A 23,414-nucleotide genomic window follows, 5' to 3' on the forward strand; every position below is an offset into this window, starting at 1 on the left:
TGCTCTTAACTACTTTTATAAAATCCCCTTATTATGTAAAACTTCTGTCAGACTTTTATCTTCAGGACTAGTAAGGTCACTATTGATTTCAACTTCATATGCTATACCATGTCCAGCCGAATTACTATGATAATCAGTAATCTCTTGTTTTGTCGGATAACCATTTGGAGCATCAAAATCTTGTGTGTCAACTACATTGTTAGTCCCATCTGTTTTAAATGCACCTGATTTAATTGGAGATTGATTATACGGACCACTTGTAATTTCACCACTTACATTGTTTATAGTATCCTGCCAAGCATAAGATGAAGATGGAGTTGACATTCCAACTTTCATATAAAGTCCTCCAGTTGTATTACCAGAACTTTTATTCTCTATCCCAGAAAAATCCAATATAAATGGCTGAGTATCATTATCTATAACTGCAACAGTCTTCACCTTTCGGGTAGAATTATCTTCTCTAATTCCAACTATACTACTTATATCACTTGTTAAATCTGTTGCTGAAATCTTTTGATACAGATAGGCTTTCTTTTCTAATCCCGCATCATATACAAATTGTACAATACGATTATCATTAGGAGCTCTAAATGTAAAACTTACCTTAGTTGCTGATAAGTTTTTATATAAAATTCCAAATACACTTGTACCTCCTGAAACCTTTAAAACATATTTAACATCATAAAAACTATCATATTTATTAGGAATATTTGTAGAACGCACTATATCATATTTAGTACCAAATATCTTATAATCAGACTTATTCTCATCTAATTTAATAACTTTATTAACTCCAGTAACTATACCTGGATTTCCATAAAGTACCTCTTGATATAAAGTAGGCACTTGATAACAAAGATTAAATATTGAATCATAAATAGTACTCGACTGTGTTGAAACGCCAAGAGATTGTGTACTACTACTACTCTGTAAACTTTCTGGTGTTTCTGGTGGATCAATCTCATCATTTGTACTACTAATTGGATTGCTACTTGAATCATCTGAACAACCTACAATTGCAAAAGTTAACGTCACTACCAACAATAATACGCCTAATTTCTTCTTCACAATATCCCTCCAGTATTTGATTGGTAAATATAACCATGATTATTATAGCATATATTTATTAATAATCAAATAAATTCATAAAAGTCTTAAACCTTAAATAAGAAAAGCACCTAAAATTAGGTGCTTTACAATTTAACCATCTTTCTTTTTTTATTCTCAAAGGTAGCAATCTTGTTATAACCTATATCCTGTAACAATTCTTTAACCATACCAAAGCTTTCTCCTACTCGTCCTGCACTATGAGCATCAGATCCTAATGTTACTTTGACTCCTAATTCATAAGCCTTTTCTAAAATAATTGGACTGGGATAAATCTCACCAACTGGTTTATTTAAACCATTAGTATTTACTCCAATTATAATATCTTCCTGAGCAATTGTCTTTAAAACTGGAGTAACAATTTCTAAAATATCAGTTTCAGGCTTGTATCCAAACACCTTAATCAAATCTAAGTGGCCCAATATTTGAAATAAATCTGCTTTAGCAGCCTGCTCAACATAAGAAAAATATTTCCGATATAACTCAGTTAAGTCCCAAGCCTGATACTCATCTTGATAATCAGGGTGATCAAACATCCAGTCATCAAGAAAATGAATAGATCCAATAACATAATCCAGCTCAAATTGGCTTAAAAAATCAGTGATTTGATCTTCTTCGCCTGGTGTAAAGTCCATTTCAATTCCTTTTTTCACCTTTAAGTTTGAAAATTCTTGGGCTACTTCTGAAATCAAATCGAAGTCAAATTCCTGATAATAGCGATTATGGTCAGTAAATCCTATCTCTGCTATATCATTGGCTACTGCCTGTTCCAAAAACTCCCTAATCTCATCAGCTGTTCCGGATCGATCCTGATGTCCTAATAAATGAGTATGATAATCTACTAACATCTTCTCACTCCCTTTTATTTCAATTGACAATTTACAGTTAAATTCAAATAATAATTAATAAAGAATACATTATTAAATTATCACTTATTTACTATTCACTAATTTCACTTGCACTTTTCGGGATCTTGGCCCATCAAATTCAGCTAAATAAATACCTTGCCAAGTACCTAAGGTCAGTTCTCCTTCCTTAATAATTATCTGTTCAGAACTACCTAATAAACTGGTCTTCAAATGGGCTGCTGAATTACCTTCTAAATGATCATAATTATCCTGCCAAGGAATCAGATCCTCTAATTTTCTTAATATATCACTTCTAACTGTAGGGTCAGCCGCTTCATTAATTGTCACGGCAGCCGTAGTATGAGGAATAAAGACTGTACAAAAACCATCTTTAACCTCAGATTGATCTACTATATTTTGAATTTCAGATGTAATATCAATTAATGTAGCATGATCTTTAGTATCTAATTTAATTTGTTTAAGCATACTATCACCTCACTCCAGACTTTTAATAGTATTTCTAACTGAAATAAGTAATTCCTGCTTAAATAGAAATTAGCTCTTGATAATTAAAATTAAAGAAATAATTAAGGCAGCTCCTAATAAAGAAATAACCAAATTCATAATAATCCTCCTAGTTTTTAATTAAAGTTAAGGCTAAGGTTAAGAGATACTATTTATACTTAACCTCAACCTTAAACTAAATCTTATAATTCTATACTTGTTCTCCCTGTCTACAATCATCTATCTCTTCTTCATTACACTCTTTACCACCATATAATCTATCTCGAGTATATAACTTACGATCAATGTATTCTGTATGCAACAATTTCTGTGACTTCTCACCATGTGGTTCTCCCAAAAACTCATCATATAACTTCTTAACAAAAGGATTAGTATGAGAACGTCGATGCTCTTTCTCTTCATCGGCTTTGAATAATCCTTCAGCCCGCTTTACATATGTTTCGCCCATCTTAGTCCACCTTTCATATCCTGCGTAAACTGGCTGGCCGCCTCCACCAACACAACCGCCATTGGGACAGGCCATTACTTCCACAAAATCATATTCTCTCTCCCCTGTCTGTAACTTATGCAGTAATTTCCTTGCATTTCCTGTTCCCCTAACAACTGCTGCCTTAATTTCTCTGTCATCTCCTAAATCAACAGTACCCTCTTTTAGCTCTTTTCCTCTAACTTGTTCAAGCTCAACTTCACCTAATTCTTCTCCTGTCAACTTTTCATAAACTGTACGTAGGGTAGCTTCACAAACACCACCAGTAGAACCAAAGATAACTCCTGCTCCTGAGGCGTAACCCATCGGTTCATCATATTCCTCTTCAGGCAGATTATTTAAATCAAGTCCTGCTTCTCTAATCATCTCTCCTAACTCCCGTGTCGTTAAATTAACATCCACATCTCTATCTTGACCGCTATCATTCATTTCTGGACGAGCTGCTTCATACTTTTTAGCTACACAAGGCATTACTGATACAGAAAAAATATTCTCTGGGTCAATATCTGCCTGCTCAGCATAATAAGTCTTAACTAAAGCTCCAAATACTTGTTGAGGTGACTTACAAGAGGAGAGATGGGGAATTAATTCTGGATAAAAACTTTCACAAAATCTAACCCACCCTGGACAACAAGAGGTAAACTGAGGTAGTCGTTCATCACTTTCTAACCTTTCCATTAATTCATGACCTTCTTCCATAACTACTACATCTGCACCAAAACAGTCATCAAATACTTTATCAAATTCTAACCTCTTTAAAGCAGCTACTAACTCTCCTGTTACTAAACTTCCTGGCTCCATATCAAACATTTCACCAATAGTCACTCGAATTGCAGGAGCTGTCTGAATAACTACATGTTTTTTAGGATCACTTAAAGCATCCCAAACTTTCTGTTTATTATCTTTAGTATGCAAAGCTCCTGTAGGACAGACTAAAATACATTGACCACAAGTAATGCATGGTGTATCTAATAAACTATCATTAAAGCCTGGACCAGCAACTGCAGGAAATCCTCTCTCTAAGACATCATAGATATGTACCTCTTGTATATTATCACAGACTCTAATACATCTGCGACACATAATACATTTACTTGGTTCCCTAACCAAAGCAGGCGATAAATCATCAATTGGATACTCATTCTTTTCACCTTGCATTGAAATATCTCGAATATTAAATTTATCAGCTAATTCTTGCAATTCACAATTTAAGTTAGCCTCACAAGTTAAGCAGTCAAAAGGATGATCAGATAATAATAACTCTAAAACAGTCTTTCTAGCATTTAAAACTTCAGGTGTATTAGTTCTAACTACCATATCATCTTTGACCTTATACTCACAGGCTGGCTGTAGATTATTCTCTCCTTCTACTTCTACTACACAGACACGACAAGCACCTGGTTCATTTACTCCTTCTAAATAACAGAGAGTTGGAATATCTATATTTAATTTTTCAGCAGCATCAAGCACATTACTTCCTTCCTCTATTTCAACTTCCTGTCCATCCACTGTTAAATTTACCATCTTCTTCCCTCCTTTATCACTAATTATCCTTTAGAAATTACATCAAATGGACACTTTTCTTCACAAATTCCACAAGCTTCACAAGCAGCAGGATCAATCTCGTAACTCTCACCTTGCTCACTATTAATTGCTTCTACAGGACATTCTTCTTTACAAACTCCACAGGCTTTACAAGCATCCATATCTATTTTGTAGCTAGCTAACTCTTGGCAGACACCTGTAGGGCAATACTTATCCTCTACATGGGCCAAATACTCATCTTCAAAGTGCTCAAGAGTACTTAAAACAGGATTAGGTGCTGATTTACAGAGACCACAGAGAGCAGTATTCTTGATCTCATGGGATACTTCTTCTAGTAAATCAAGATCCTCTTTAGTTCCATCTCCTTCTGTAATCCGATTTAATATCTCTAACATTCTCTTAGTTCCAATTCTACCTGGAGTACACTTTCCACAGGCTTCATCTTGAGTAAAGTCAAGATAAAAACGTGCCACATCCACCATACAACTTGTCTCATCTAGAATAATTAAACCACCAGACCCCATCATAGATCCTTCTTCTATCAGTGTGTCATACTCTAGAGAAATATCTAACTTATCTTCAGGTAAGCAACCACCAGAAGGACCTCCAGTCTGGGCCGCTTTAAACTCTTTTCCGTCAGGAATTCCTCCCCCCAAATCAAATACTACATCACGTAAACTAGTACCCATGGGTACCTCAATCAGTCCTATATTATTAATGTCTCCAGCTAAAGCAAAGACTTTCGTACCGGTACTATTTTCAGTCCCAATCTGACTATACCAGTCACCACCTTTAGCAATAATAACTGGAATATTAGCTAAAGTCTCCACATTATTAATCAATGTTGGCTGATCAAAGAGTCCATTTTGAGCTGGAAATGGTGGCTTAGGTTGAGGATCACCACGATATCCTTCTACAGAAGTAATTAAAGCTGTCTCTTCACCACAGACAAAAGCACCAGCTCCAATCTTAACTTCTAAATCAAAATCAAAACCACTTCCAAAGATATCCTTTCCTAACATTCCAGTTTCTCTAGCATTTTCAATAGCACCCTGTAACCTCTCTACTGCTAGAGGATACTCAGCTCGTACATAGACATAACCATGATTAGCACCAATAGCATAAGCACCAATAGTCATGCCTTCAATTACACTATAAGGATCTCCCTCTAGGATACTACGATCCATAAAAGCTCCAGGATCACCTTCATCAGCATTACAGATAATATACTTAGGACTCTCTTCACTTTCAGCAGTCAATTCCCACTTAACACCAGTTGGAAATCCTCCTCCTCCTCGGCCACGTAACTTAGAAGTCTTAATTTCAGCAATAACTTCTTGAGGTTCCATCTGATTTAAAACTTTTTCTAAAGCTACATAACCCTCATTTTCTTTATAATCATCAATATGCATTGGATCTATCTGTCCACAATTACTTAAAGCAATACGTTTTTGATACTGATAAAAATCAATTGTTTTATATCCTGGAATCTTTTCATCAGTCTTAGGGTCTATATAGAGTAGATCATCTATTATTTCACCATTGATTAAATGTTGCTCTACAATCTGTTGGGCATCTTCTGATGCTACTTGACAATAAAAAGTACCTTCTGTATCCTCTCCATCATAGACTACAACAATTGGCCCTTGATCACAAAAACCAAAACAACCAGTTTCTACTACTCTAGTCTTATCATCTAAATTATTTGTTTCTAATTCTTCTAATAAATTACGATATATCTCTGGCCCTTCTGAAGAATCACAACTTGTTCCAGCACAGACCAGAATTTTATTTTCAGTCTCCATAGGCACCACCTTCCTATTTGTATTCTTCTAGTAATTCAGAAACTCCATCTACAGTCAAACCTCCATGAATATCTTCTCCAGCAACAATTACTGGTGCTCTACCACAAGCCCCTATACAGCGAGTAGTCTCTAACCCAAATTTTCCATCTTCAGTTACTTCACCTGGTTCAATATTTAGTTCCTCACCAAATTTATCTAAAATCTCTTGACTACCTTTCACATAACAGGCTGTTCCCATACAGATCTCAATTGTATTTTCAGCTCGAGGAGTAGTAGAAAATAAAGAATAAAAACTGACTACACTATATATCTCACTCAATGGCACTCCTAAACCTTCAGCTATTCTAATCTGAATATCTCGCGAAACATGCCCAAATATTTCTTGGGCTTGATGCAGAATATTAACTAAATTTTTATCTTCACTATTACGAGCTTCTTCTAATACTTCTTCTAACTGATTAAATTCTTCTTCCAATTCTGCTGATACTTCAGTTGCCATAGTACACCTCCTGTTTCTTACCTTGACACATCTTAAACCCTTAAAATATAGGAATTGTAAGGCCTTATTTTTTGGAGAGTAAGGTTTTGAATTCCTATTAATCCTATGGACTCTCCGTGAAAATCTGCTGATAGCACACGACACACAAATCATAACTATTTCATCTCTATTATTCGTTCAATTAACTATTTTTATGTCCTCAAAAAATAAAAAAAGATGGGAAATTAATCCCATCTAATATCTAATTCTTCTCTTAATTTAAACAATGCCTTATCTTTATTTTTACACTCTAACATAATATCAAAATCTTTATCTGTTATATCTGTCACTAAATCAATAAACTTCTTAAAATCATGTGCATTAATATTATCAGCATGACTAGCATATTTATCTTCACTTTTAGGAGAAGAAAAATGCATTTTGGGCTTTTCATCCTCCCAGGTTGCAAATATATCTGGTATTAACTCTTCTAACTCTTCATCTGAACTATGGTTACAATTAAAATGATGAATATCAAAAACCATTGGAATATTCAAATCTTGGGCTATCTTTAATAATTCTGTAGCTTGATAGGATTTATCATCATTTTCAATAACTAATCTCTTTTTAACATCACTAGATAACCGATTAAAATTCTCTTTAAATCTGGCTATAGCTGATTCTTTATCACCATAAACCCCACCAATATGCAAAATTAGTTTATGCTTTGTATCAAGTTTCATTGCTTGCAAGACTTGAGAATGGTATTCTAAATCTGCAATAGCTCTATCTACTACATCCTCTTTATTACTATTAAGAACTGTATATTGGCCTGGATGCATACTCACTCTTAGATTATTACTTTTAATAAATTCTCCAATCTCTATAAACTGCTCTTTACCAGTAGTAATATAATCCCAATCTTTAGTAATTGGATGCGTAGCTAGAGGCACAATATCAGAAGATAAGCGATATAAATTTACATTATGAGCTATATTAAATTTTAAAATTCGTAGAGTATTAGTTAAGTTTTCACGTAATAAAGAATTTAATTTAGCAAGTTGGCCCTCTGAATCTAATTTTTTTAGATAACCTACAGTTGTTCTGCGATTTGGTTTGCAGTCTTCTAAACTACAATTTAGACAAGCATATCCTAATTCCATATTTGATATTCCCCCTCTTTAACCTCAATAATTAAAATAAGGCCTCCAATAGTTGGAGGCCTTTAATCTATTCTTTACAACTTTTACAATACCCAAAAAACTCAGTTCGATGATATTCAACTTTTCCATCAGTTAGATCAGTAACTTGTTGATCTAATTCCTGTTTAACCTTTAATTCAACATCCATCACTTCTCCACAATCCAAACAAGTAAAGTGATAGTGATTAGCTGGATTACCATCAAACCGACTATATTCACTACCATAATTCAACTCTTGGATCTTACCCATTTCTTGTAAAACATTCAAGTTTCTATAAATGGTTCCTAGGCTAATATTAGGAATCTCTTCCTTTACTTCTTTATAGATCCAATCGGCTGTAGGATGACAGTCTGTACTTTGCAGGACCTCCAAAATTTTCTTTCGCTGTTTAGTCATTCTACGTTGCTTTTGGCTCACTTATCTCATTCCTTTTTATTGATAATAGTTATTATTTATGTTTGTTTATAGTATAACATCAATCCAAAAAAGTGTCAATCTATAAAGGATAATAGTTATTATTACTGAATTATAAATAATAAGAAAATAATCTTTAGTCCATAATATATTTAGGGGGGATAACTTATGCAACAAGAAAAAGAAATTAATAAAGTAGCTATTATTGGAGCTGGTGGGGTAGGTGCTACTACTGCTTATGCTTTAATGATTAAAGGAGTTGCTTCAGAAATTGCTTTAATTGATATTGATAAAGAAAAAGCTGAAGGAGAAGCAATGGACATTACTCATGGTGCTTCCTTTGTTCAACCAGTTGAAGTCTATGCTGGAGACTATTCAGACTGTAAAGATGCTGACATTGTTATTGTAACTGCTGGAGCTAATCAACAACCAGATGAAACTAGGCTTGATTTAGTTAAAAGGAATACAGAAATTTTTAAGGATATTATTCCTTCTATAACTAAATATAATCAAGATGGTATTCTATTAATTGTATCAAATCCAGTTGATATATTAACTTATGTAACTCTTAAGCTATCTGGTTTCCCTAAAGAGCGAGTAATTGGTTCAGGAACTGTACTAGATAGTTCTCGTTTTAGAACTTTAATAAGTAAAAACTGTGGTGTAGCAGCTAACAATGTACATGGCTATATTATTGGTGAACATGGAGATAGTGAAGTTCCTGTCTGGAGTCTAGCAAATATTGCTGGAACTAAGATTGACAACTACTGTCCTGTTTGTACTAAAGACTGTGAGAATAATAGTCGTCCAAAAATATCCGAGAAAGTTAAAAATGCAGCCTATGAAATCATTGAACGTAAAGGATCAACTTATTACGCTGTCGCTTTAGCTGTAACTCGAATTGTTCGCAGCATTCTTAGGGATGAAAACTCTATCCTAACTGTCTCTAGTCTTATGGAAGATAAATATGGTATCAATGATGTCTGTCTTAGTCTACCAACTGTAATAAATGGCTCTGGTGTAGAAAGAGTACTTAATTTACCTCTTAATGAAGAAGAAACAACAGCATTTAAAGAATCTGCTAAGACACTAGAAAAAACAATAAATAAACTAGATTTATAAAGGTAATTTTTACTTAAGCAAGAAATAGTATAGAGTGTTTTGAGGGAGGTGACAATCTTGAAAGAAAGAGTTAAAGAGGTATTAAATAAAATTAGACCTTCTTTACAAGCTGATGGTGGAGATGTAGAATTAATAGAAGTCACTGATGATGGCATAGTAAAAGTCGAATTGCAGGGTGCATGTGCTGGATGCCCTATGTCTGAAATGACTCTTAAAATGGGAATTGAAAAGCAACTAAAAAAAGAAATTGAAGAGGTTAAAGAAGTAGCAGCAGTTTAGAAAATAAGGCGGAATATTCCGCCTTATTTATTATTAAAATAAAATTCTCTTTTCAAAAAATATTGACAAAATAAAAATAACATGTTATATTATTAATCGTTGCAATTGAAAAACAATACTCAATTTCATTAAATTATTTTTTCTATTTTTTTCTTGACAAATTTCGATAGTTTTTTTATAATAGTAATCGTCGCAATTAAGCGACATCCACAAACAATTATCGGAGCATGGCTCAGCTTGGCAGAGCACCTGGTTTGGGACCAGGGGGTCGCAGGTTCAAATCCTGCTGCTCCGACCATATATGCGCCTGTAGCTCAACTGGATAGAGTTACAGACTTCGAATCTGGAGGTTGGAGGTTCGACTCCTCCCAGGCGCGCCATAATATTATCTAATAACTAACATGGGCCATTAGCTCAGCTGGCAGAGCACCAGACTTTTAATCTGGGTGTCGGAGGTTCGAATCCTCCATGGCTCACCACAATAGGCCCCCATCGTCTAGTGGCCTAGGATACCAGGTTTTCATCCTGGCGGCAGGGGTTCGAATCCCCTTGGGGGTACCACTCTTTAACAATAAAAATGAAAAGTTAGTTTGTAATAACTCTTTCAAAGAAGAAATGAATTATCAATATCCACAGAGAGTCTTGAATTTTAGACTCGAAGGGGACTAAAATACAGTTTACAATTAAGTTCAAAGTCAAAAACTTAGATTTTTAACTGTACACTATACACTGTCAACTAAAAACATGGGCGAATAGCTCAGCTGGGAGAGCACCTGCCTTACAAGCAGGGGGTCACAGGTTCGAGCCCTGTTTCGCCCACCAATTAAAAGCAATTGACAATGTAGAATTGAAAATTGACTATTATTATCGTGGGGACGTGGTGTAGCTGGTTAACACGCCGGCCTGTCACGCCGGAGATCGCGAGTTCGACTCTCGTCGTCCCCGCCACTGTGCTGACGTAGCTCAATTGGCAGAGCAGCTGACTTGTAATCAGCAGGTTACCGGTTCAAGTCCGGTCGTCAGCTCCATTAAATCAATTTATGTGGAGGGGTTCCCGAGTCTGGTCAAAGGGAGCAGACTGTAAATCTGCCGGCGATGCCTTCAGAGGTTCGAATCCTCTCCCCTCCACCATTAACTTATCTGGTAACTAACCAGATTTTTTATTTGAATTTTTATATTTTTTCTTGACAATCCTTTATAAATATCTTATAATAGTAATTGTCGCAATTGAGCGGCACCAAAAAACATCGGAGCATGGCTCAGCTTGGCAGAGCACCTGGTTTGGGACCAGGGGGTCGCAGGTTCAAATCCTGCTGCTCCGACCATATATGCGCCCGTAGCTCAACTGGATAGAGTTACAGACTTCGAATCTGGAGGTTGGAGGTTCGACTCCTCCCGGGCGCGCCATAATATTATCTAATAACTAACATGGGCCATTAGCTCAGCTGGCAGAGCACCAGACTTTTAATCTGGGTGTCGGAGGTTCGAATCCTCCATGGCTCACCACAATAGGCCCCCATCGTCTAGTGGCCTAGGATACCAGGTTTTCATCCTGGCGGCAGGGGTTCGAATCCCCTTGGGGGTACCATTAATTTAAAACTAATATACGGGGACGTGGTGTAGCTGGTTAACACGCCGGCCTGTCACGCCGGAGATCGCGAGTTCGACTCTCGTCGTCCCCGCCACTGTGCTGACGTAGCTCAATTGGCAGAGCAGCTGACTTGTAATCAGCAGGTTACCGGTTCAAGTCCGGTCGTCAGCTCCATTAAATCAATTTATGCGGAGGGGTTCCCGAGTCTGGTCAAAGGGAGCAGACTGTAAATCTGCCGGCGATGCCTTCAGAGGTTCGAATCCTCTCCCCTCCACCATTAACTATCTGGCAATTAGCCAGAATTTTTTGTTTTTTGTTTATAAAAATCTATACTCCTATAGAAATGAACTCAACTGATAATATAAATCATTACTTTCTCTTACTCCAAAGCCAGTATAGACTACTTCTCCTTCTTTAAAAAGCTTAAAAACTGGTACACTAGTAACTTTATATTTGTCTTTACTTTCTTGACTAGAAAAAATAATTAATACATTTTCATGTCCTGTAATAACTTCTATAAAATTATTATCACTAACTTGAGCTAACTCTTTCATTACATTACTCCTTTCTTTTAATAAATAATAGGACAGACTGATATCTGCCCTTCAATCTACCTTAAAATCTGCTATATAATTTTTATACTCCTTATGTAATATATTAGTCATTTCTCCTATCTGTCCATTACTAATCTCTATATCATCAACTTCAACAACACCTAATACCTCTTTAGTTGTACTTGTAATAAATACTTCATCTGCTTGATATAAGTCTTCTTTATCAAATGGAATTTCTTTTACTTTAAACTGATTTCGAGCCAATTCTAATACTAGTTCTCTAGTAATTCCGCCTAAAATAGATTTATTGGCTGGATGCGTATATATTACTCCATCTTGAACTAGAAATATATTGCTACTAGTACCTTCTGTTACTTTGTCTTCATTATTAACAAAGATTGACTCATATACCTCTTCTTCCTTAGCTTTTTGTTTTCCTAAAATATTAGGCAATAGATTAGTAGTCTTAATATTACAATAATCCCATCTAGTATCAGGAATAGTAATTACACTAACTCCTCTTTTTCTTAAATCTTCTGGCAATGATTTAGCAGGTAATAAATAAATAATTAAATTTGGTTCTAAATCATCAGAAAAACTATGGCTTCTAGGAGCTGTTCCTCGAGTTATCTGTAAATAAAGACTACCTGATTCTCTACGAGGATTATCTTTATTTTGGGCCAACACCTGCTTACATAATTCCTTTAACTCGGCTAAACTATAATCTAACTCTAATTTAATCTGACCAGTGCTAGCCAATAATCGTTTTAAATGATCTTCTAACTTAAATAGTTTTCCAGCATATAACTTAATCACTTCATATACTCCATCACCAAATAAAAAACCTCTATCTTGAATAGAAATAGTAGCCTGTTCTAACCCAACAAATTCTCCATTAACATAAGCTATATTCTTCATTTTCTCCTCCTTTATATCAGACCAAATCGACAAAGCCAGTCTGTCTTAAGGCTTCATATAAAACAATACTTACTGAATTGGCCAGATTAAGTGATCTTATATTATCGCCCATTGGAATTCTAATACACTGCTTAGAGTATTCCTCTAAAATATAGTCAGGTAGACCTGCTGTTTCTTTACCAAAAACTAAAAAGTCATCTAGCTGATAATCTATTTCAGTATGATAATTATCAGTAAAGTTAGTAGCAAAATAAAAATTATTGGTTGGATACTTTTCAAATAATTCTTCTAAACTATCATAATAATATATATCTAATTTATCCCAATAATCTAATCCAGCTCTTTTAACTGCCTTTTCATCAGTAGAAAAACCTAATGGTCTAATTAAATGTAAACTAGCTCCTGTACAAGCACAAGTACGAGCAATATTTCCTGTATTTGGTGGAATTTCTGGTTGGTATAAGACAATATTCATTTTCATCACTCCTTAACTTTTTCAATTTTATCTAATTCTTCTTCATTAATTACTTTAATCCCTTCTCTAGCCAATAAAGCTGTTGTTACTCCTTGTCCTTCTTGCTTCTCTTCAGTAAAACTACCATTATAAATTCTTGCACTACCACACGAAGGACTTCTAGCTTTTAGAATAGCCAATTGACAATTATTTTCTCGGGCCAACTGCAAAGCATTCTTGGCTCCTTTAATAAATTCCCCAGTAACATCTTTACCAAATTTATCTACTACCTTAGCTTCTCCAGCTAATACATCAACTCCTGTTCCTCCTTTAATTTCAGCTGAAGGTCTAGGAATTGATAATCCTCCATCCCTTTCAGGACAGACAGGAATAATCTCTTCTTTAGCCAATAACTTTTTTAACTTAGGATTATTGTTATGGCCACCATTGTACTTACAATTCTGGCCTAACAGACAAGCACTAACTAAAATCATAACTTCTACTCCTTTATATTAGTTTACAATTTCAATTATCTCTTAACCACTCTTGAGCTTTATACAGGATATTAAATTGTTTAATAGTTACATAGTTTTGGTACCTTCTTTTCCATAATTTAAATTTAAATCCAGAGATTAAATCTTCTAAGACCAGAGCAATCTTGTCTACCTCTAATTTAGATAAATACTGAACACAGATATCAAAATTACTATCTGCTAAATTTACCTGTCTTACATCAAATAATAAGTTCTTACTATTAGAATTAACTACTTTAATTATTTCTTTACATAACTCCTTCGATTCCACTTCATTTATTATATCACTTCCTCTAATAACTATAAAATCCTTCTTCTCCTCTAAATCATACATAGTTACCCCTCCTTGTTATATAATACTATTTCATAATTAATCTTGTGCATAAGAACAAAAAAGAGCAGCTATAGCTGCTCTTTTGTTATACTGTTATTTACTTTTACTCCTTAAATGAAGAGGTTTTAATTGCTTTTTATCTACTACTATTTTATGATCATAAGCTGCTTGGCTAAACTTTTCTTCAGCTTGATTAAGTGGCATTCCTTTAAGATTAATCTTTCTTATATCTCCTTCTCCTATTCCATCTTTAATTAGATTATGTAAATAATGAACTGCTTGTTGTCTAAAGCCTAACAACCTAGCTCCAACTACATCAGTGGCTACTGGATCAGTACCTGTTACTACTAAATCAGCATTAACAGGCTTACCATTTGATGGCCCAGTACCTACCATTCCTTGATCGCCACTTAAGATAGTTAAATCGATAGGAATTAATTTTCCCATTTCAATAATAAATCTATGTAAGTCTTCATGAATACCATGATCTGCTTTCGGAAATCCATGTATCTCTGCAGGAGGCCAAGAGAGAGCAATATTCTTAATTCCTAATGAAACAGTTGCCTCTTCATGATGTTTAATCTGGGTATAAGAGATCATAAAATCTGTTTCTGTCACTAGCTTATTTAGTTTTAGTGTATTAATCTGTGGATGGTTAATCTCAAATTCTTCATATGGACCATAATTTAGATCAACAAACTCGATTCCTTCTTGATCAATAATCTCTTTATAACCTGTCTGTTTAAATACCTCTTTCGTCTCAGCTCCTCCCGAGCCAGCTGCTATTACAATTTTGGCTGATGATAAATCTTTAATATACTTAATTAACTGTTGTAAAGAATCTGGGCCAACTACTGTACCTGTCTTGGGAGCATTAGTATTTACCCAGTTGGGTATAATGGTAACCTGATCTTGATCTGTAATTGTATCTGCTAGAGATATTTGATCTAATGACCATTTAATAACATCACCTTCTAATCCTTCACCTAATACTACAGTTGGATTTTTTATTCTTCTTTCCCGTAACATATTATCCCTCCAAAATTAGATTTTACTTATTAATTAGTATATCCAACTTGAGGGATAGGTTATAAGTAACTAAAAAAGTAATTTTACTATTTAATATCAACTATATATAAAATGAAACTTAATTAATATAAAGTAGTATTTTCAGTAACACACTATTTTAATAAACTACACAATTATTATTTGATCCAGAAAAACACTGATTACAAGATATACACTTAGCTTTTGATTTATCTTCTGATTTCCATCTGTTTATTAAATTAGGTTCTGCCAATAGAGGTCTAGACAGAGAAAAATAATCTATTTCTGTATTCTCCAAAATATCATTCATTACTTCAAACGATCTATTGCCCCCAACTAAAATAATAGGCACATCTACTTCTGATGCTACTTGAGCAGCATAGTCTCTAAAGTAGGATTCATCCTCTGAAGTCTTTATTTTAGTTCTACTTGCTCCTTTACCATCTCTAGCCGAACCACTACCACCACTTATCTCTATAGCATCTACTCCTTTCTTAGCTAATTCTTCACAGACATACTTACTTTCAGTAAAAGTTAGGCCTTCTTCCATAAAATCATCACAATTAATTTTAATCAAAATTGGATAATCCTTTCCTACCTTTTCTCTTATGGCCTCATACACTTCAAAAATAATTCGAGCTCTATTCTCTATAGAGCCTCCATATTCATCTCCTCTTCTATTATAATAGGGAGTTAAAAATTGACTAAGTAAGTAACCATGAGCACCATGAAACTCCACCCCATCAAAACCAGCTTGCTTGGCTCTTAACCCCGCTTTAGCAAAAGCATCTACAAGTTCTTGAATATTTTCTTTAGTCATTTTAGTAGGAGTAACACCTGTAGCTAAATTCTCTACTGCTGAAGGTCCCCAGATTTCTCTATTATCAGGTTGATAAGTAGTTTGTGATCCACCATAAGCTATCTGTAAAATAATATTACTATCTTCGTTATGTACTAATTCAGTTAACTCTCTATATTCATCAATAAATGAATCATTATAAATTCCCAACATCCCTGGATTAGGCTGTTCATCTTCAATTACAAAAGCATAACCAGTAATTATTGTTCCTACTCCACCTTGGGCCAAATTCTGATAAACCTCAACTAATTCACCAGTCAAATATCCCTCTTGACTAGCTATATTCTCCCAAGTTGCTGATCGCATAAATCTATTTTTCAATTCAACTCCACTTAACTCTGTTGTATTAAACAAATTTTTCATTATTTAAATTCCCTCCATATAGTTTAGATATTTAATTAGATAACTAACTAACTTTTAAAAGAATAATACCATAAACTATTTTTAATTACAAGAAAGAATATTAACTAAATCTAAACTTACCTTAACACCACTTTATAAGTCCACAAGCTAATCTTTTGCCTGCATCTCCAGCTGGTTGAGTCCGAAAGTCATCTGGATTTTGATGAATAATAACTGATCTTCCCACTATATCAGCTGGCTGAAATTCATTGGTAAAAACCTGCATTCTAGCTAATCCATTATTAGAAAATAGATTAGGTAAGTCACCTGCATGATTACCATGTGGCTCATTATAAGGGTTATAATGTCCTCCAGCAGACTGAAATGGATCATCTGAATCACCAATTTCGCAGTTACCATTCTCATGAATATGAAAGCCATATGGCCCAATAGGATCATTAGATTCTCCTGCTGGCTGATAAGAAGGTAGACCTGACACACTAACTATGACAATAGTCCCCCCTGAAATCTCTCTAAAATAAACTATCCCTTCTAGTTCAGGTGCTAGTGGCCCTCCTATGACCTCAGCATAAGCTACTCTACCTAACCCTGGGAATAGCCTCCTTAATAAGCCCATATTGTCCCCCCTCTATAACAACATAACCTTAATAATATCAATATGATACTCTATCAATTAATGTGCTTAACTTCAGATTTATTTTCCAATAAAAAAGTTTTAATTTTTTATTGACATATACGGTTTTTTCTTATACAATAATAAACGTCGCAGATAAGAGAGAGGTAAAATCAATTACATGGACCTGTAGCTCAGTTGGCTAGAGCAGTCGGCTCATAACCGATCGGTCGGGGGTTCAAATCCTCCCAGGTCCACCATTTTATTTTTTGTAAGAAGAAGAGCTCCTTTTAAAAGGGGCTCTTTTTTTATTTTAAAAGAAATTAAATTTTAAATAGTCACTGATGGAAATATAAATATAAAAACTAGAAAGTGATACTGATAAAGGGAAGAAACTTGCGGGAAAATGGTAGTAGGATTAGACTATTAACCTAAGTAAACAGCTGGTTCAGTTCTAATACTATCTCTACCTATTTCTCTATCGCTAATAGTAATGACTCCTTCTACTACTTGATCAGTAAATTGATCTTTTTTTACCAACTCTTCTATATCAAACCAAGCAATTATATCTCGACCATACTTCTTAACTTCTGTAGCAGTCACCCCTACTCCTGAAATATAACCTCCAAATTCATTAACCCCAAAAAATTTAACTTGTTGTAATTCAAGATTACAATTAGCTATTTTAACCGATAAGTAGCCTGGAGTATTTTCTTTAGCCAAAATAATCACTTCAGCACCAATATTTTTCATAATACTCTCCTCCTTTTAACTTAATTGTTTAATTCATATCCCATTAAATGTTAATAATTCCATTTAATTATATTTTATTGTATCTATTTTTCCTTGTCAATACATATACTATAAATTATATTCACTTATTAATAAAAAAGTCGCCTATTCTAAGAAGTAGAATAGACGACTTTGTCTTGCTATTATAAATTTATCTTTGAATTTTGAACTTAGCAATTAATCTCCGTAAGTCTTGAGCCATATTAGCCAGCTCTTGGGCAGAATCAGTTATCTCATCAGACATATTATCAATATCTTCAGTAGATGACATAATCTTATCACTATTTTGGGCCAACTCTTGAGTAGCACTAGCAGTCTGCTGAATCTGAACTGATGTCTCCTCACTTGCTGTCTCTATCTCTTCAAATACTTCCCCTGTCTCTTGAGTAATCTCTTCACCTAATTCAACTTTCTTCCTAACCTGCTTAATTGCTTTTAAGCCAGCCTCAGACTTATCTTGTGTATCTTCAATCAATGCAGCAATCTCTTCTGTAGCTTGATGAGTATCAGTAGCTAACTCTCTAATCTCATCGGCTACTACCGCAAATCCTTGGCCATGCTCATTTGCCCGAGCAGCTTCAATTGCTGCATTTAAAGCCAATAGATTAGTCTGCTCTGCTATATTATTAATCAGATCTACAATCTCGCCTATCTGCTGAGAATTATTGTCTAATTCATTTATGATTGTTACTGTTTCTCCTACTGCTTGACCAATTTTTTGCATACTAGTAACAGTTCTAGTAATATTTTGACTGCCAACTTCTGTTTTAGACGTAGATTCTTGTGCAAAACTAGTTACTTCCTGAGTACTAGCAGAAATCTGCTCTATACTAGCTGACATATCTTCTATTAATTCACTAGTCTGCTCTATAGCTACATTTCCTTCTTCAGCTGAAGCTGATAATTCTTCACTATAAGCTGATAAATTCTCAATATTATCTAATAAGCTAGATATTAAATTACGCTGCTCTTTTATTGCTTGATTAAAAGATCTAGCTAACTTACCAAATTCATTATCATTATCTTCATCTAACCTAATAGTTAAATCACCATCACCAAACTTCTTTATCTTAGCAGTTAATTGATTAATCGGTTTTACTATGTCTTTACTTAACATATAAGCTCCTAAAACAGAAACTATTATTCCTACTAAAAAGATAGCTAAATTTATTATCCCTTGTCGCTTTAACATATTAACTAAGCTCTCTTTACTAAAGACTATCTGTAAAATTCTATTTCGATCTCGACTCTTTAACTTAACTAACTTATAAACATAATGCTTATTATCTTTTTCTAATTTTAATTTATTTTTCTCAGAGTTATTTTCAATTAATTGACGAGTGATTTTTTCTTTATGATCTTCTGGTACTTCATAATTATTATCACCTAAAGCTCTTAATCCATTAACATCGAATAATCTGATTTCAGAAATCAAGTCATCTTCTTGTTTCATTTGATTGACTACTTCTCTAAAACTAGTCTTATTAATCTGTTGATTATAATCTTTAACATACCAACCAAGGTTAATTATATACTTATGATCAGGTGTAGGCTGATAAGTAAACTTCTTTAGTTTACCTGTTCCTAACTCAACTGACAAATCATCAGCTACAACTTTATTTCCTTTTCTTACTCTATCTAAAAAATTTCCAAACTCTTCTCCTACAATTTCAACAAGATTCAACCCTTTATTCTCTTTTAAAGTTGACTTTTCCAGTACTCCCTGCTTATTAATTAAATAAATATCTGATACCTTATACTTCTTATTTAGTTCTTTTAAATATTCATCTGAAAAGTTGCCTCCCTTTTGTTGATATTCTTTAACCAACTTATGAGAGATATTTTTCATTTTTTCTTCCATATTCTGATTTACAATTTGGTAGCCTACATCAATCTGTTTCAAAGTAGATACAGATCTCGAAACTGCTTTTTGTTGGGTCTTATAATATTCCTTATATAAATTATCCCTACTAATATAAAAATTAGCTCCAATTACTACAATTAAAATAATTATAGCAGCCATAACCAGCTTAATACTCAATTCCTGCTTATAAGATTTAAATTTCATATTCTACCTCCTGGTTTGATTAATTTAGAAAGACCCATTCTATTTCTTACTTCTGCAGTCGTCAGACGAATTCCTGCATCTGTAGATTTATATCTTAATCTATCATTTTATCTTGCTAAATAATAGAATTTTAAATAGTAGAATTATTTTTAATTAATCTAATTTATGATATAATGAAGATATCAAAATTAGGAGGCTAAATAATAATGAAAGCAATCTGTCCTATAGATATTTCAATTATTATCTCTCAACTTAATAAAATTCTAACTAAAGAAATAAAGAAAGAGAATAAAAATAGAGATATTGCTGATCTTCATCCAACACAAGCAAAAGCTTTATTCGTATTACAAGAGAAAGGTTCACTACGACTAAGTGATCTAGCTAAAGAATTATCACTTACAAAACCTACTGTAACTGTTTTAGTGCAAAAACTAGAAGAAGAGAGATATATTACTCGAATTGACTGTCAACATGATAAACGTTGTAGTAGAATTGAATTGACTGAAACTGGAGAGAAAGTACTGAATACTTTTTTAGAGGTTGGAAAGAAGATTAAGAAGAAGTTATTTGCAGGGTTAAGTGAAGAAGAGATTAAAGACTGTGCTACTACTCTAAAAAAAATGATTAATAATTACTAAAAAAGCTCTAAACTGAAGGGCCAACTGCCCTCCAATTTAGAGCTTTAAGTTACTATTCATCTAAGTAACAAGATACAATCTCACCAAAGTAGAGAGTATGATATCCTTCTTCTGAATACCACTTGCTATTAACTGATTCTTCTAAGTTAGATTCATCCATAGGTTGTTTAAACTTAATCTTACATTCGTAATGTAACTCACAGCCTTCAATTACTGGAGTAGCAACTTCTTTTCCATCTAAAGCAGTTAAATCACATTCAGCAAACTTATCATAGTCTCGACCTGATTTACTACCACAGAACTTTAATTCCTCTTGCATTCCACCATTTAATGGAATACTGACTGTGAATTCATCAGTCTCTTCAATTAGTTGATATGTATATCTAGAATCTCTAACCATGACCATAAAGACAGGTTGACCCCAAATATAGCCGATACTGCCCCAGCCAATAGTCATAGTATTTACTTCATCATTTGTTTTTACAGTTAAAAAAGCTCCATTGCTCAAGGCTTGAGTAGCCTCTTGCATATACTCATCATAAGATACTTCTTTCATATTTAGCCTCCTCTTAATAATTTACAGTTCTATTAAACTATACATTAAAATTATATGATACTAATATTCACTTCTATAACCTTAAATTATGATTTATCTATTCCTTAACCTTAGCCTCAACCTAGACTTCAATTAAATTATATTCTCTACTTCCTAAACTAATCTTCTCACCATGAGCTAATTGGGCTTCCCAATCTACATTAGGGTGGACACCTCTAAATTTATCTTCACCTGGCTCATAATTAGACTTTAAAGCACTATTTTTATTACCTGGTTGTTGATTGACTAAATCAGCACAAGCTTGATCTAAAGCAACAGGATCTTTTGAAGCTAAAATTCCTATATCACCAACAATTGGTTGATCAGACCAAGGAGTACAGTCACAAAGTGGAGAGACATCCATTACAAAGTTCACATATCCCATTTTATCCTCTTTACCTTTAACAGCACCTAAAGTAAATTCAGCCATCCGTTCCTGAACAGCTACTGGAGCTTCATCCCACTGAGTAGAAATAGCATCAGTTGGACAGCTAACTAAACATTCACCACAACCAACACAGTCTTCTAAATCAATCTCACTTACTTCTTCTACTAAGATTGCATCATGGTTACACCATTCTTCACACTTACCACAAGCAATACAGTCTTCAATAGTTACTTCAGGTTCTACTGTAGCATGCATCATCTGCTTACCACTACGGCTACCTAGACCCATTCCTACATTCTTAATAGCTCCACCAAATCCAGTCAATTCATGTCCTTTAAAGTGGGCCATGCTGATCATACCATCAGCTCGAATAGCTTCAGCACCTATCTTAACAGAATCAAAATGATCTCCTTCTATCTCAATCTCTGCAAAGTTTTTACCATGCATTCCATCAGCAATTACTAATGGTGCTAATACTGTAGAATAACCAAAACCATTAGCAATAGCTGTATTTAAATGATCAACAGAATTAGATCGAGCTCCAGAGTATAAAGTATTTGCATCAGTTAGAAATGGTTTTCCCTGTTGCCTTTTAATCTCTTCTACCATTCTACGAGCAAACATTGGCCGGATAAAGGCATTACCACCTTTTTCACCAAAGTGCATCTTAATAGCCCATAGATCATCCTCATCAACCATTTCATCAAATCCTGCTTTTTTAAATAATTTTGATAGTTTATTGACTAAATTATTCTGTTGGTTATTAGTTCTCATATTTGAATAATAAACGTCACTAGCCATTACTTGTTCCCCCTTTTATAGTTTAAATATTCTTTAAGTAACTAAATTGATATAAAGTGGTTTTTTAGATTGAGGTTAAGGTCGAGGAACTCATAAACTATTAGATTAAAAGAGGTTACTATGTTCTTCCTTAACCTCAATCTCTACCTTAATCCTGAATATTTAACTCTAGTTACTTATCTTCTCGTTCAGATAATAATTTTCCTCCAACTCCAACATTCTCAGCTGGCATTTCATTAATTTCAACTACAAAAGCTTGCTCAGGAATTTCTGTTACTTCACTAGCTACTTCAGTAAACCTCTTAACTAACTCCTTCTTCTGTTCCTTATTTAACTTTGGCCCATCAATATTAATAATTGGCATCTAAATCCCTCCAGTTTTATTTATAATGTCAATAATTAGTGTGAGTGAAATCAAAATCTAACATAACAAATTACCAATAAATCATCTATAAAACTTTACATAATCTCCTTAATAATTTACTATTCACACCCATTACTCATAACTCACACTCACAACTCATAACTTAAAACTGATTTCTATGTACTTTCTCTTCTAAATATCTATCATTAGCTTCCTTCTCTTCATTAGTATACCCAACAACTATTAGAGAAATAGGCACAACCTTATCTGGTAAGTTTAATAATTGCTGTACATTATTTCTTCTTTCTTCCCTAGGATAAACGCCTAACCAGACAGAACCTAACCCTTTTTCTTGAGCAGCTAATAAAATATTTTGAGTAGCAGCAGAACAATCCTGTACCATATAATCATTCGCTACTTCTAGATTATCTGCCTTTAAATCTTCTTTGTTACCGCAGACAGCAATTACCACTGGAGCTTCCTTAACCATCTGAGCATAATTATGAAACTCTGGAATTTGATCTAAGATTTCTCTATCATCAATTACTACAAACTCCCATGGTTGTTGATTCATAGCTGACGGAGCAGCCATTCCTGCTTGTAATAAATACTCTATCTCTTCTTCAGAGACTGGCTCTGAAGTATAACTACGAATACTTCTTCGCTCAAAAATAATACTCATCTTATAC

Annotated in this window: 25 protein-coding genes and 16 tRNA genes; 19 read left to right on the forward strand and 22 right to left on the reverse strand. The window is 34.0% G+C overall.

Annotated elements, in window-relative coordinates:
- Nucleotides 1-15: 15 nt before the first annotated feature.
- From ACYQ39_RS06195 to ACYQ39_RS06230, 8 genes are all read right to left on the reverse strand, one after another.
- Nucleotides 16-1,068, reverse strand: coding sequence for a hypothetical protein (locus ACYQ39_RS06195; RefSeq protein WP_459841230.1), 1,053 nt, complete (start codon nucleotides 1,066-1,068; stop codon nucleotides 16-18).
- A gap of 125 nt (nucleotides 1,069-1,193) precedes the next feature.
- Nucleotides 1,194-1,955 (reverse strand): histidinol-phosphatase HisJ family protein, encoded by a 762-nt coding sequence (locus ACYQ39_RS06200; protein ID WP_459841232.1) that lies wholly within the window; start codon nucleotides 1,953-1,955, stop codon nucleotides 1,194-1,196.
- Nucleotides 1,956-2,039: 84 nt separating this feature from the next.
- Nucleotides 2,040-2,441 carry a secondary thiamine-phosphate synthase enzyme YjbQ gene (locus tag ACYQ39_RS06205; RefSeq protein ID WP_459841234.1) on the reverse strand — a complete coding sequence of 134 codons (402 nt, stop codon included), beginning with the start codon at nucleotides 2,439-2,441 and terminating at the stop codon, nucleotides 2,040-2,042.
- Nucleotides 2,442-2,670: 229 nt separating this feature from the next.
- The gene (locus ACYQ39_RS06210) at nucleotides 2,671-4,491 is read right to left on the reverse strand and encodes an NADH-dependent [FeFe] hydrogenase, group A6 (RefSeq protein WP_459841236.1); all 1,821 of its coding nucleotides are present in this window, start codon (nucleotides 4,489-4,491) and stop codon (nucleotides 2,671-2,673) included.
- Between the two features lie 23 nt (nucleotides 4,492-4,514).
- On the reverse strand, nucleotides 4,515-6,317 hold the full coding sequence (locus ACYQ39_RS06215) for an NADH-ubiquinone oxidoreductase-F iron-sulfur binding region domain-containing protein (RefSeq protein ID WP_459841238.1): 1,803 nt from the start codon (nucleotides 6,315-6,317) through the stop codon (nucleotides 4,515-4,517).
- A gap of 13 nt (nucleotides 6,318-6,330) precedes the next feature.
- On the reverse strand, nucleotides 6,331-6,816 hold the full coding sequence (locus ACYQ39_RS06220; RefSeq protein WP_459841240.1) for an NADH-quinone oxidoreductase subunit NuoE family protein: 486 nt from the start codon (nucleotides 6,814-6,816) through the stop codon (nucleotides 6,331-6,333).
- A gap of 224 nt (nucleotides 6,817-7,040) precedes the next feature.
- Entirely contained in the window at nucleotides 7,041-7,958 is a 918-nt protein-coding gene (gene uvsE / locus ACYQ39_RS06225) for a UV DNA damage repair endonuclease UvsE (protein WP_459841241.1), read from the reverse strand.
- Between the two features lie 67 nt (nucleotides 7,959-8,025).
- On the reverse strand, nucleotides 8,026-8,394 hold the full coding sequence (locus ACYQ39_RS06230) for a Fur family transcriptional regulator (RefSeq protein WP_459841665.1): 369 nt from the start codon (nucleotides 8,392-8,394) through the stop codon (nucleotides 8,026-8,028).
- Between the two features lie 186 nt (nucleotides 8,395-8,580).
- On the opposite strand from ACYQ39_RS06230, the gene ACYQ39_RS06235 reads away from it, so the two are divergent.
- The 17 genes from ACYQ39_RS06235 to ACYQ39_RS06315 all read left to right on the forward strand — a co-directional run bounded on the left by ACYQ39_RS06235 (nucleotide 8,581) and on the right by ACYQ39_RS06315 (nucleotide 11,681).
- The gene (locus ACYQ39_RS06235; protein WP_459841243.1) at nucleotides 8,581-9,534 is read left to right on the forward strand and encodes an L-lactate dehydrogenase; all 954 of its coding nucleotides are present in this window, start codon (nucleotides 8,581-8,583) and stop codon (nucleotides 9,532-9,534) included.
- 57 nt (nucleotides 9,535-9,591) lie between these two features.
- The gene (locus tag ACYQ39_RS06240; RefSeq protein WP_459841245.1) at nucleotides 9,592-9,813 is read left to right on the forward strand and encodes a NifU family protein; all 222 of its coding nucleotides are present in this window, start codon (nucleotides 9,592-9,594) and stop codon (nucleotides 9,811-9,813) included.
- Nucleotides 9,814-10,034: 221 nt separating this feature from the next.
- A tRNA-Pro gene (locus ACYQ39_RS06245) sits at nucleotides 10,035-10,111 on the forward strand.
- Between the two features lie 5 nt (nucleotides 10,112-10,116).
- Nucleotides 10,117-10,193: transfer RNA gene (locus ACYQ39_RS06250), tRNA-Arg, on the forward strand.
- 23 nt (nucleotides 10,194-10,216) lie between these two features.
- Nucleotides 10,217-10,292: transfer RNA gene (locus tag ACYQ39_RS06255), tRNA-Lys, on the forward strand.
- A 6-nt stretch (nucleotides 10,293-10,298) separates the two neighbouring features.
- Nucleotides 10,299-10,374, forward strand: a tRNA-Glu gene (locus ACYQ39_RS06260).
- A gap of 185 nt (nucleotides 10,375-10,559) precedes the next feature.
- A tRNA-Val gene (locus ACYQ39_RS06265) sits at nucleotides 10,560-10,635 on the forward strand.
- Nucleotides 10,636-10,684: 49 nt separating this feature from the next.
- Nucleotides 10,685-10,761: transfer RNA gene (locus tag ACYQ39_RS06270), tRNA-Asp, on the forward strand.
- 4 nt (nucleotides 10,762-10,765) lie between these two features.
- Nucleotides 10,766-10,841 (forward strand) — tRNA-Thr (locus tag ACYQ39_RS06275).
- Nucleotides 10,842-10,857: 16 nt separating this feature from the next.
- Nucleotides 10,858-10,944 (forward strand) — tRNA-Tyr (locus ACYQ39_RS06280).
- Between the two features lie 117 nt (nucleotides 10,945-11,061).
- Nucleotides 11,062-11,138, forward strand: a tRNA-Pro gene (locus tag ACYQ39_RS06285).
- A gap of 5 nt (nucleotides 11,139-11,143) precedes the next feature.
- Nucleotides 11,144-11,220 (forward strand) — tRNA-Arg (locus ACYQ39_RS06290).
- 23 nt (nucleotides 11,221-11,243) lie between these two features.
- Nucleotides 11,244-11,319: transfer RNA gene (locus ACYQ39_RS06295), tRNA-Lys, on the forward strand.
- 6 nt (nucleotides 11,320-11,325) lie between these two features.
- A tRNA-Glu gene (locus tag ACYQ39_RS06300) sits at nucleotides 11,326-11,401 on the forward strand.
- A gap of 20 nt (nucleotides 11,402-11,421) precedes the next feature.
- Nucleotides 11,422-11,498 (forward strand) — tRNA-Asp (locus tag ACYQ39_RS06305).
- A gap of 4 nt (nucleotides 11,499-11,502) precedes the next feature.
- A tRNA-Thr gene (locus tag ACYQ39_RS06310) sits at nucleotides 11,503-11,578 on the forward strand.
- 16 nt (nucleotides 11,579-11,594) lie between these two features.
- Nucleotides 11,595-11,681, forward strand: a tRNA-Tyr gene (locus ACYQ39_RS06315).
- A 58-nt stretch (nucleotides 11,682-11,739) separates the two neighbouring features.
- Here ACYQ39_RS06315 and ACYQ39_RS06320 read toward each other — a convergent pair.
- From ACYQ39_RS06320 to ACYQ39_RS06355, 8 genes are all read right to left on the reverse strand, one after another.
- Nucleotides 11,740-11,958 (reverse strand): thioredoxin domain-containing protein, encoded by a 219-nt coding sequence (locus tag ACYQ39_RS06320; protein WP_459841246.1) that lies wholly within the window; start codon nucleotides 11,956-11,958, stop codon nucleotides 11,740-11,742.
- A 51-nt stretch (nucleotides 11,959-12,009) separates the two neighbouring features.
- Nucleotides 12,010-12,876 carry a D-amino-acid transaminase gene (gene dat, locus ACYQ39_RS06325; protein ID WP_459841248.1) on the reverse strand — a complete coding sequence of 289 codons (867 nt, stop codon included), beginning with the start codon at nucleotides 12,874-12,876 and terminating at the stop codon, nucleotides 12,010-12,012.
- Nucleotides 12,877-12,892: 16 nt separating this feature from the next.
- A complete protein-coding gene (gene trmL, locus ACYQ39_RS06330; protein ID WP_459841249.1) occupies nucleotides 12,893-13,351 on the reverse strand; it encodes a tRNA (uridine(34)/cytosine(34)/5-carboxymethylaminomethyluridine(34)-2'-O)-methyltransferase TrmL in 459 nt (152 codons plus the stop codon).
- A gap of 5 nt (nucleotides 13,352-13,356) precedes the next feature.
- Nucleotides 13,357-13,824, reverse strand: coding sequence for a 2-thiouracil desulfurase family protein (locus tag ACYQ39_RS06335; RefSeq protein WP_459841251.1), 468 nt, complete (start codon nucleotides 13,822-13,824; stop codon nucleotides 13,357-13,359).
- Between the two features lie 31 nt (nucleotides 13,825-13,855).
- The gene (locus tag ACYQ39_RS06340; protein WP_459841252.1) at nucleotides 13,856-14,197 is read right to left on the reverse strand and encodes a hypothetical protein; all 342 of its coding nucleotides are present in this window, start codon (nucleotides 14,195-14,197) and stop codon (nucleotides 13,856-13,858) included.
- Nucleotides 14,198-14,290: 93 nt separating this feature from the next.
- On the reverse strand, nucleotides 14,291-15,226 hold the full coding sequence (locus ACYQ39_RS06345) for a DUF362 domain-containing protein (protein ID WP_459841254.1): 936 nt from the start codon (nucleotides 15,224-15,226) through the stop codon (nucleotides 14,291-14,293).
- A 157-nt stretch (nucleotides 15,227-15,383) separates the two neighbouring features.
- Nucleotides 15,384-16,466, reverse strand: coding sequence for an NADH:flavin oxidoreductase (locus ACYQ39_RS06350; RefSeq protein WP_459841256.1), 1,083 nt, complete (start codon nucleotides 16,464-16,466; stop codon nucleotides 15,384-15,386).
- A 121-nt stretch (nucleotides 16,467-16,587) separates the two neighbouring features.
- Entirely contained in the window at nucleotides 16,588-17,082 is a 495-nt protein-coding gene (locus ACYQ39_RS06355) for a superoxide dismutase family protein (RefSeq protein WP_459841257.1), read from the reverse strand.
- Between the two features lie 180 nt (nucleotides 17,083-17,262).
- On the opposite strand from ACYQ39_RS06355, the gene ACYQ39_RS06360 reads away from it, so the two are divergent.
- Nucleotides 17,263-17,339: transfer RNA gene (locus ACYQ39_RS06360), tRNA-Ile, on the forward strand.
- 166 nt (nucleotides 17,340-17,505) lie between these two features.
- On the opposite strand, the gene ACYQ39_RS06365 is transcribed toward ACYQ39_RS06360, so the two are convergent.
- Together ACYQ39_RS06365 and ACYQ39_RS06370 are read right to left on the reverse strand one after the other, a co-directional pair.
- Nucleotides 17,506-17,832: a hypothetical protein gene (locus ACYQ39_RS06365; protein ID WP_459841258.1), complete on the reverse strand. Its 327-nt coding sequence runs from the start codon at nucleotides 17,830-17,832 to the stop codon at nucleotides 17,506-17,508.
- A gap of 190 nt (nucleotides 17,833-18,022) precedes the next feature.
- Entirely contained in the window at nucleotides 18,023-19,939 is a 1,917-nt protein-coding gene (locus ACYQ39_RS06370) for a methyl-accepting chemotaxis protein (RefSeq protein ID WP_459841260.1), read from the reverse strand.
- Between the two features lie 206 nt (nucleotides 19,940-20,145).
- Here ACYQ39_RS06370 and ACYQ39_RS06375 point away from each other — a divergent pair, with 206 nt between their 5' ends.
- A complete protein-coding gene (locus ACYQ39_RS06375) occupies nucleotides 20,146-20,577 on the forward strand; it encodes a MarR family winged helix-turn-helix transcriptional regulator (protein WP_459841261.1) in 432 nt (143 codons plus the stop codon).
- Between the two features lie 52 nt (nucleotides 20,578-20,629).
- On the opposite strand, the gene ACYQ39_RS06380 is transcribed toward ACYQ39_RS06375, so the two are convergent.
- The 4 genes from ACYQ39_RS06380 to ACYQ39_RS06395 form a co-directional block, all read right to left on the reverse strand.
- Nucleotides 20,630-21,133, reverse strand: a complete 504-nt coding sequence (locus ACYQ39_RS06380) for a flavin reductase family protein (protein ID WP_459841263.1) — start codon at nucleotides 21,131-21,133, stop codon at nucleotides 20,630-20,632.
- A 121-nt stretch (nucleotides 21,134-21,254) separates the two neighbouring features.
- Nucleotides 21,255-22,361 (reverse strand): DUF362 domain-containing protein, encoded by a 1,107-nt coding sequence (locus tag ACYQ39_RS06385; RefSeq protein WP_459841265.1) that lies wholly within the window; start codon nucleotides 22,359-22,361, stop codon nucleotides 21,255-21,257.
- Nucleotides 22,362-22,533: 172 nt separating this feature from the next.
- Nucleotides 22,534-22,725, reverse strand: a complete 192-nt coding sequence (gene dmpI / locus ACYQ39_RS06390) for a 4-oxalocrotonate tautomerase DmpI (protein ID WP_459841267.1) — start codon at nucleotides 22,723-22,725, stop codon at nucleotides 22,534-22,536.
- 163 nt (nucleotides 22,726-22,888) lie between these two features.
- Nucleotides 22,889-23,407 carry a nitroreductase family protein gene (locus ACYQ39_RS06395; RefSeq protein WP_459841268.1) on the reverse strand — a complete coding sequence of 173 codons (519 nt, stop codon included), beginning with the start codon at nucleotides 23,405-23,407 and terminating at the stop codon, nucleotides 22,889-22,891.
- Nucleotides 23,408-23,414 lie beyond the last annotated feature (7 nt).

It is taken from the genome of Halanaerocella petrolearia (assembly GCF_054657875.1).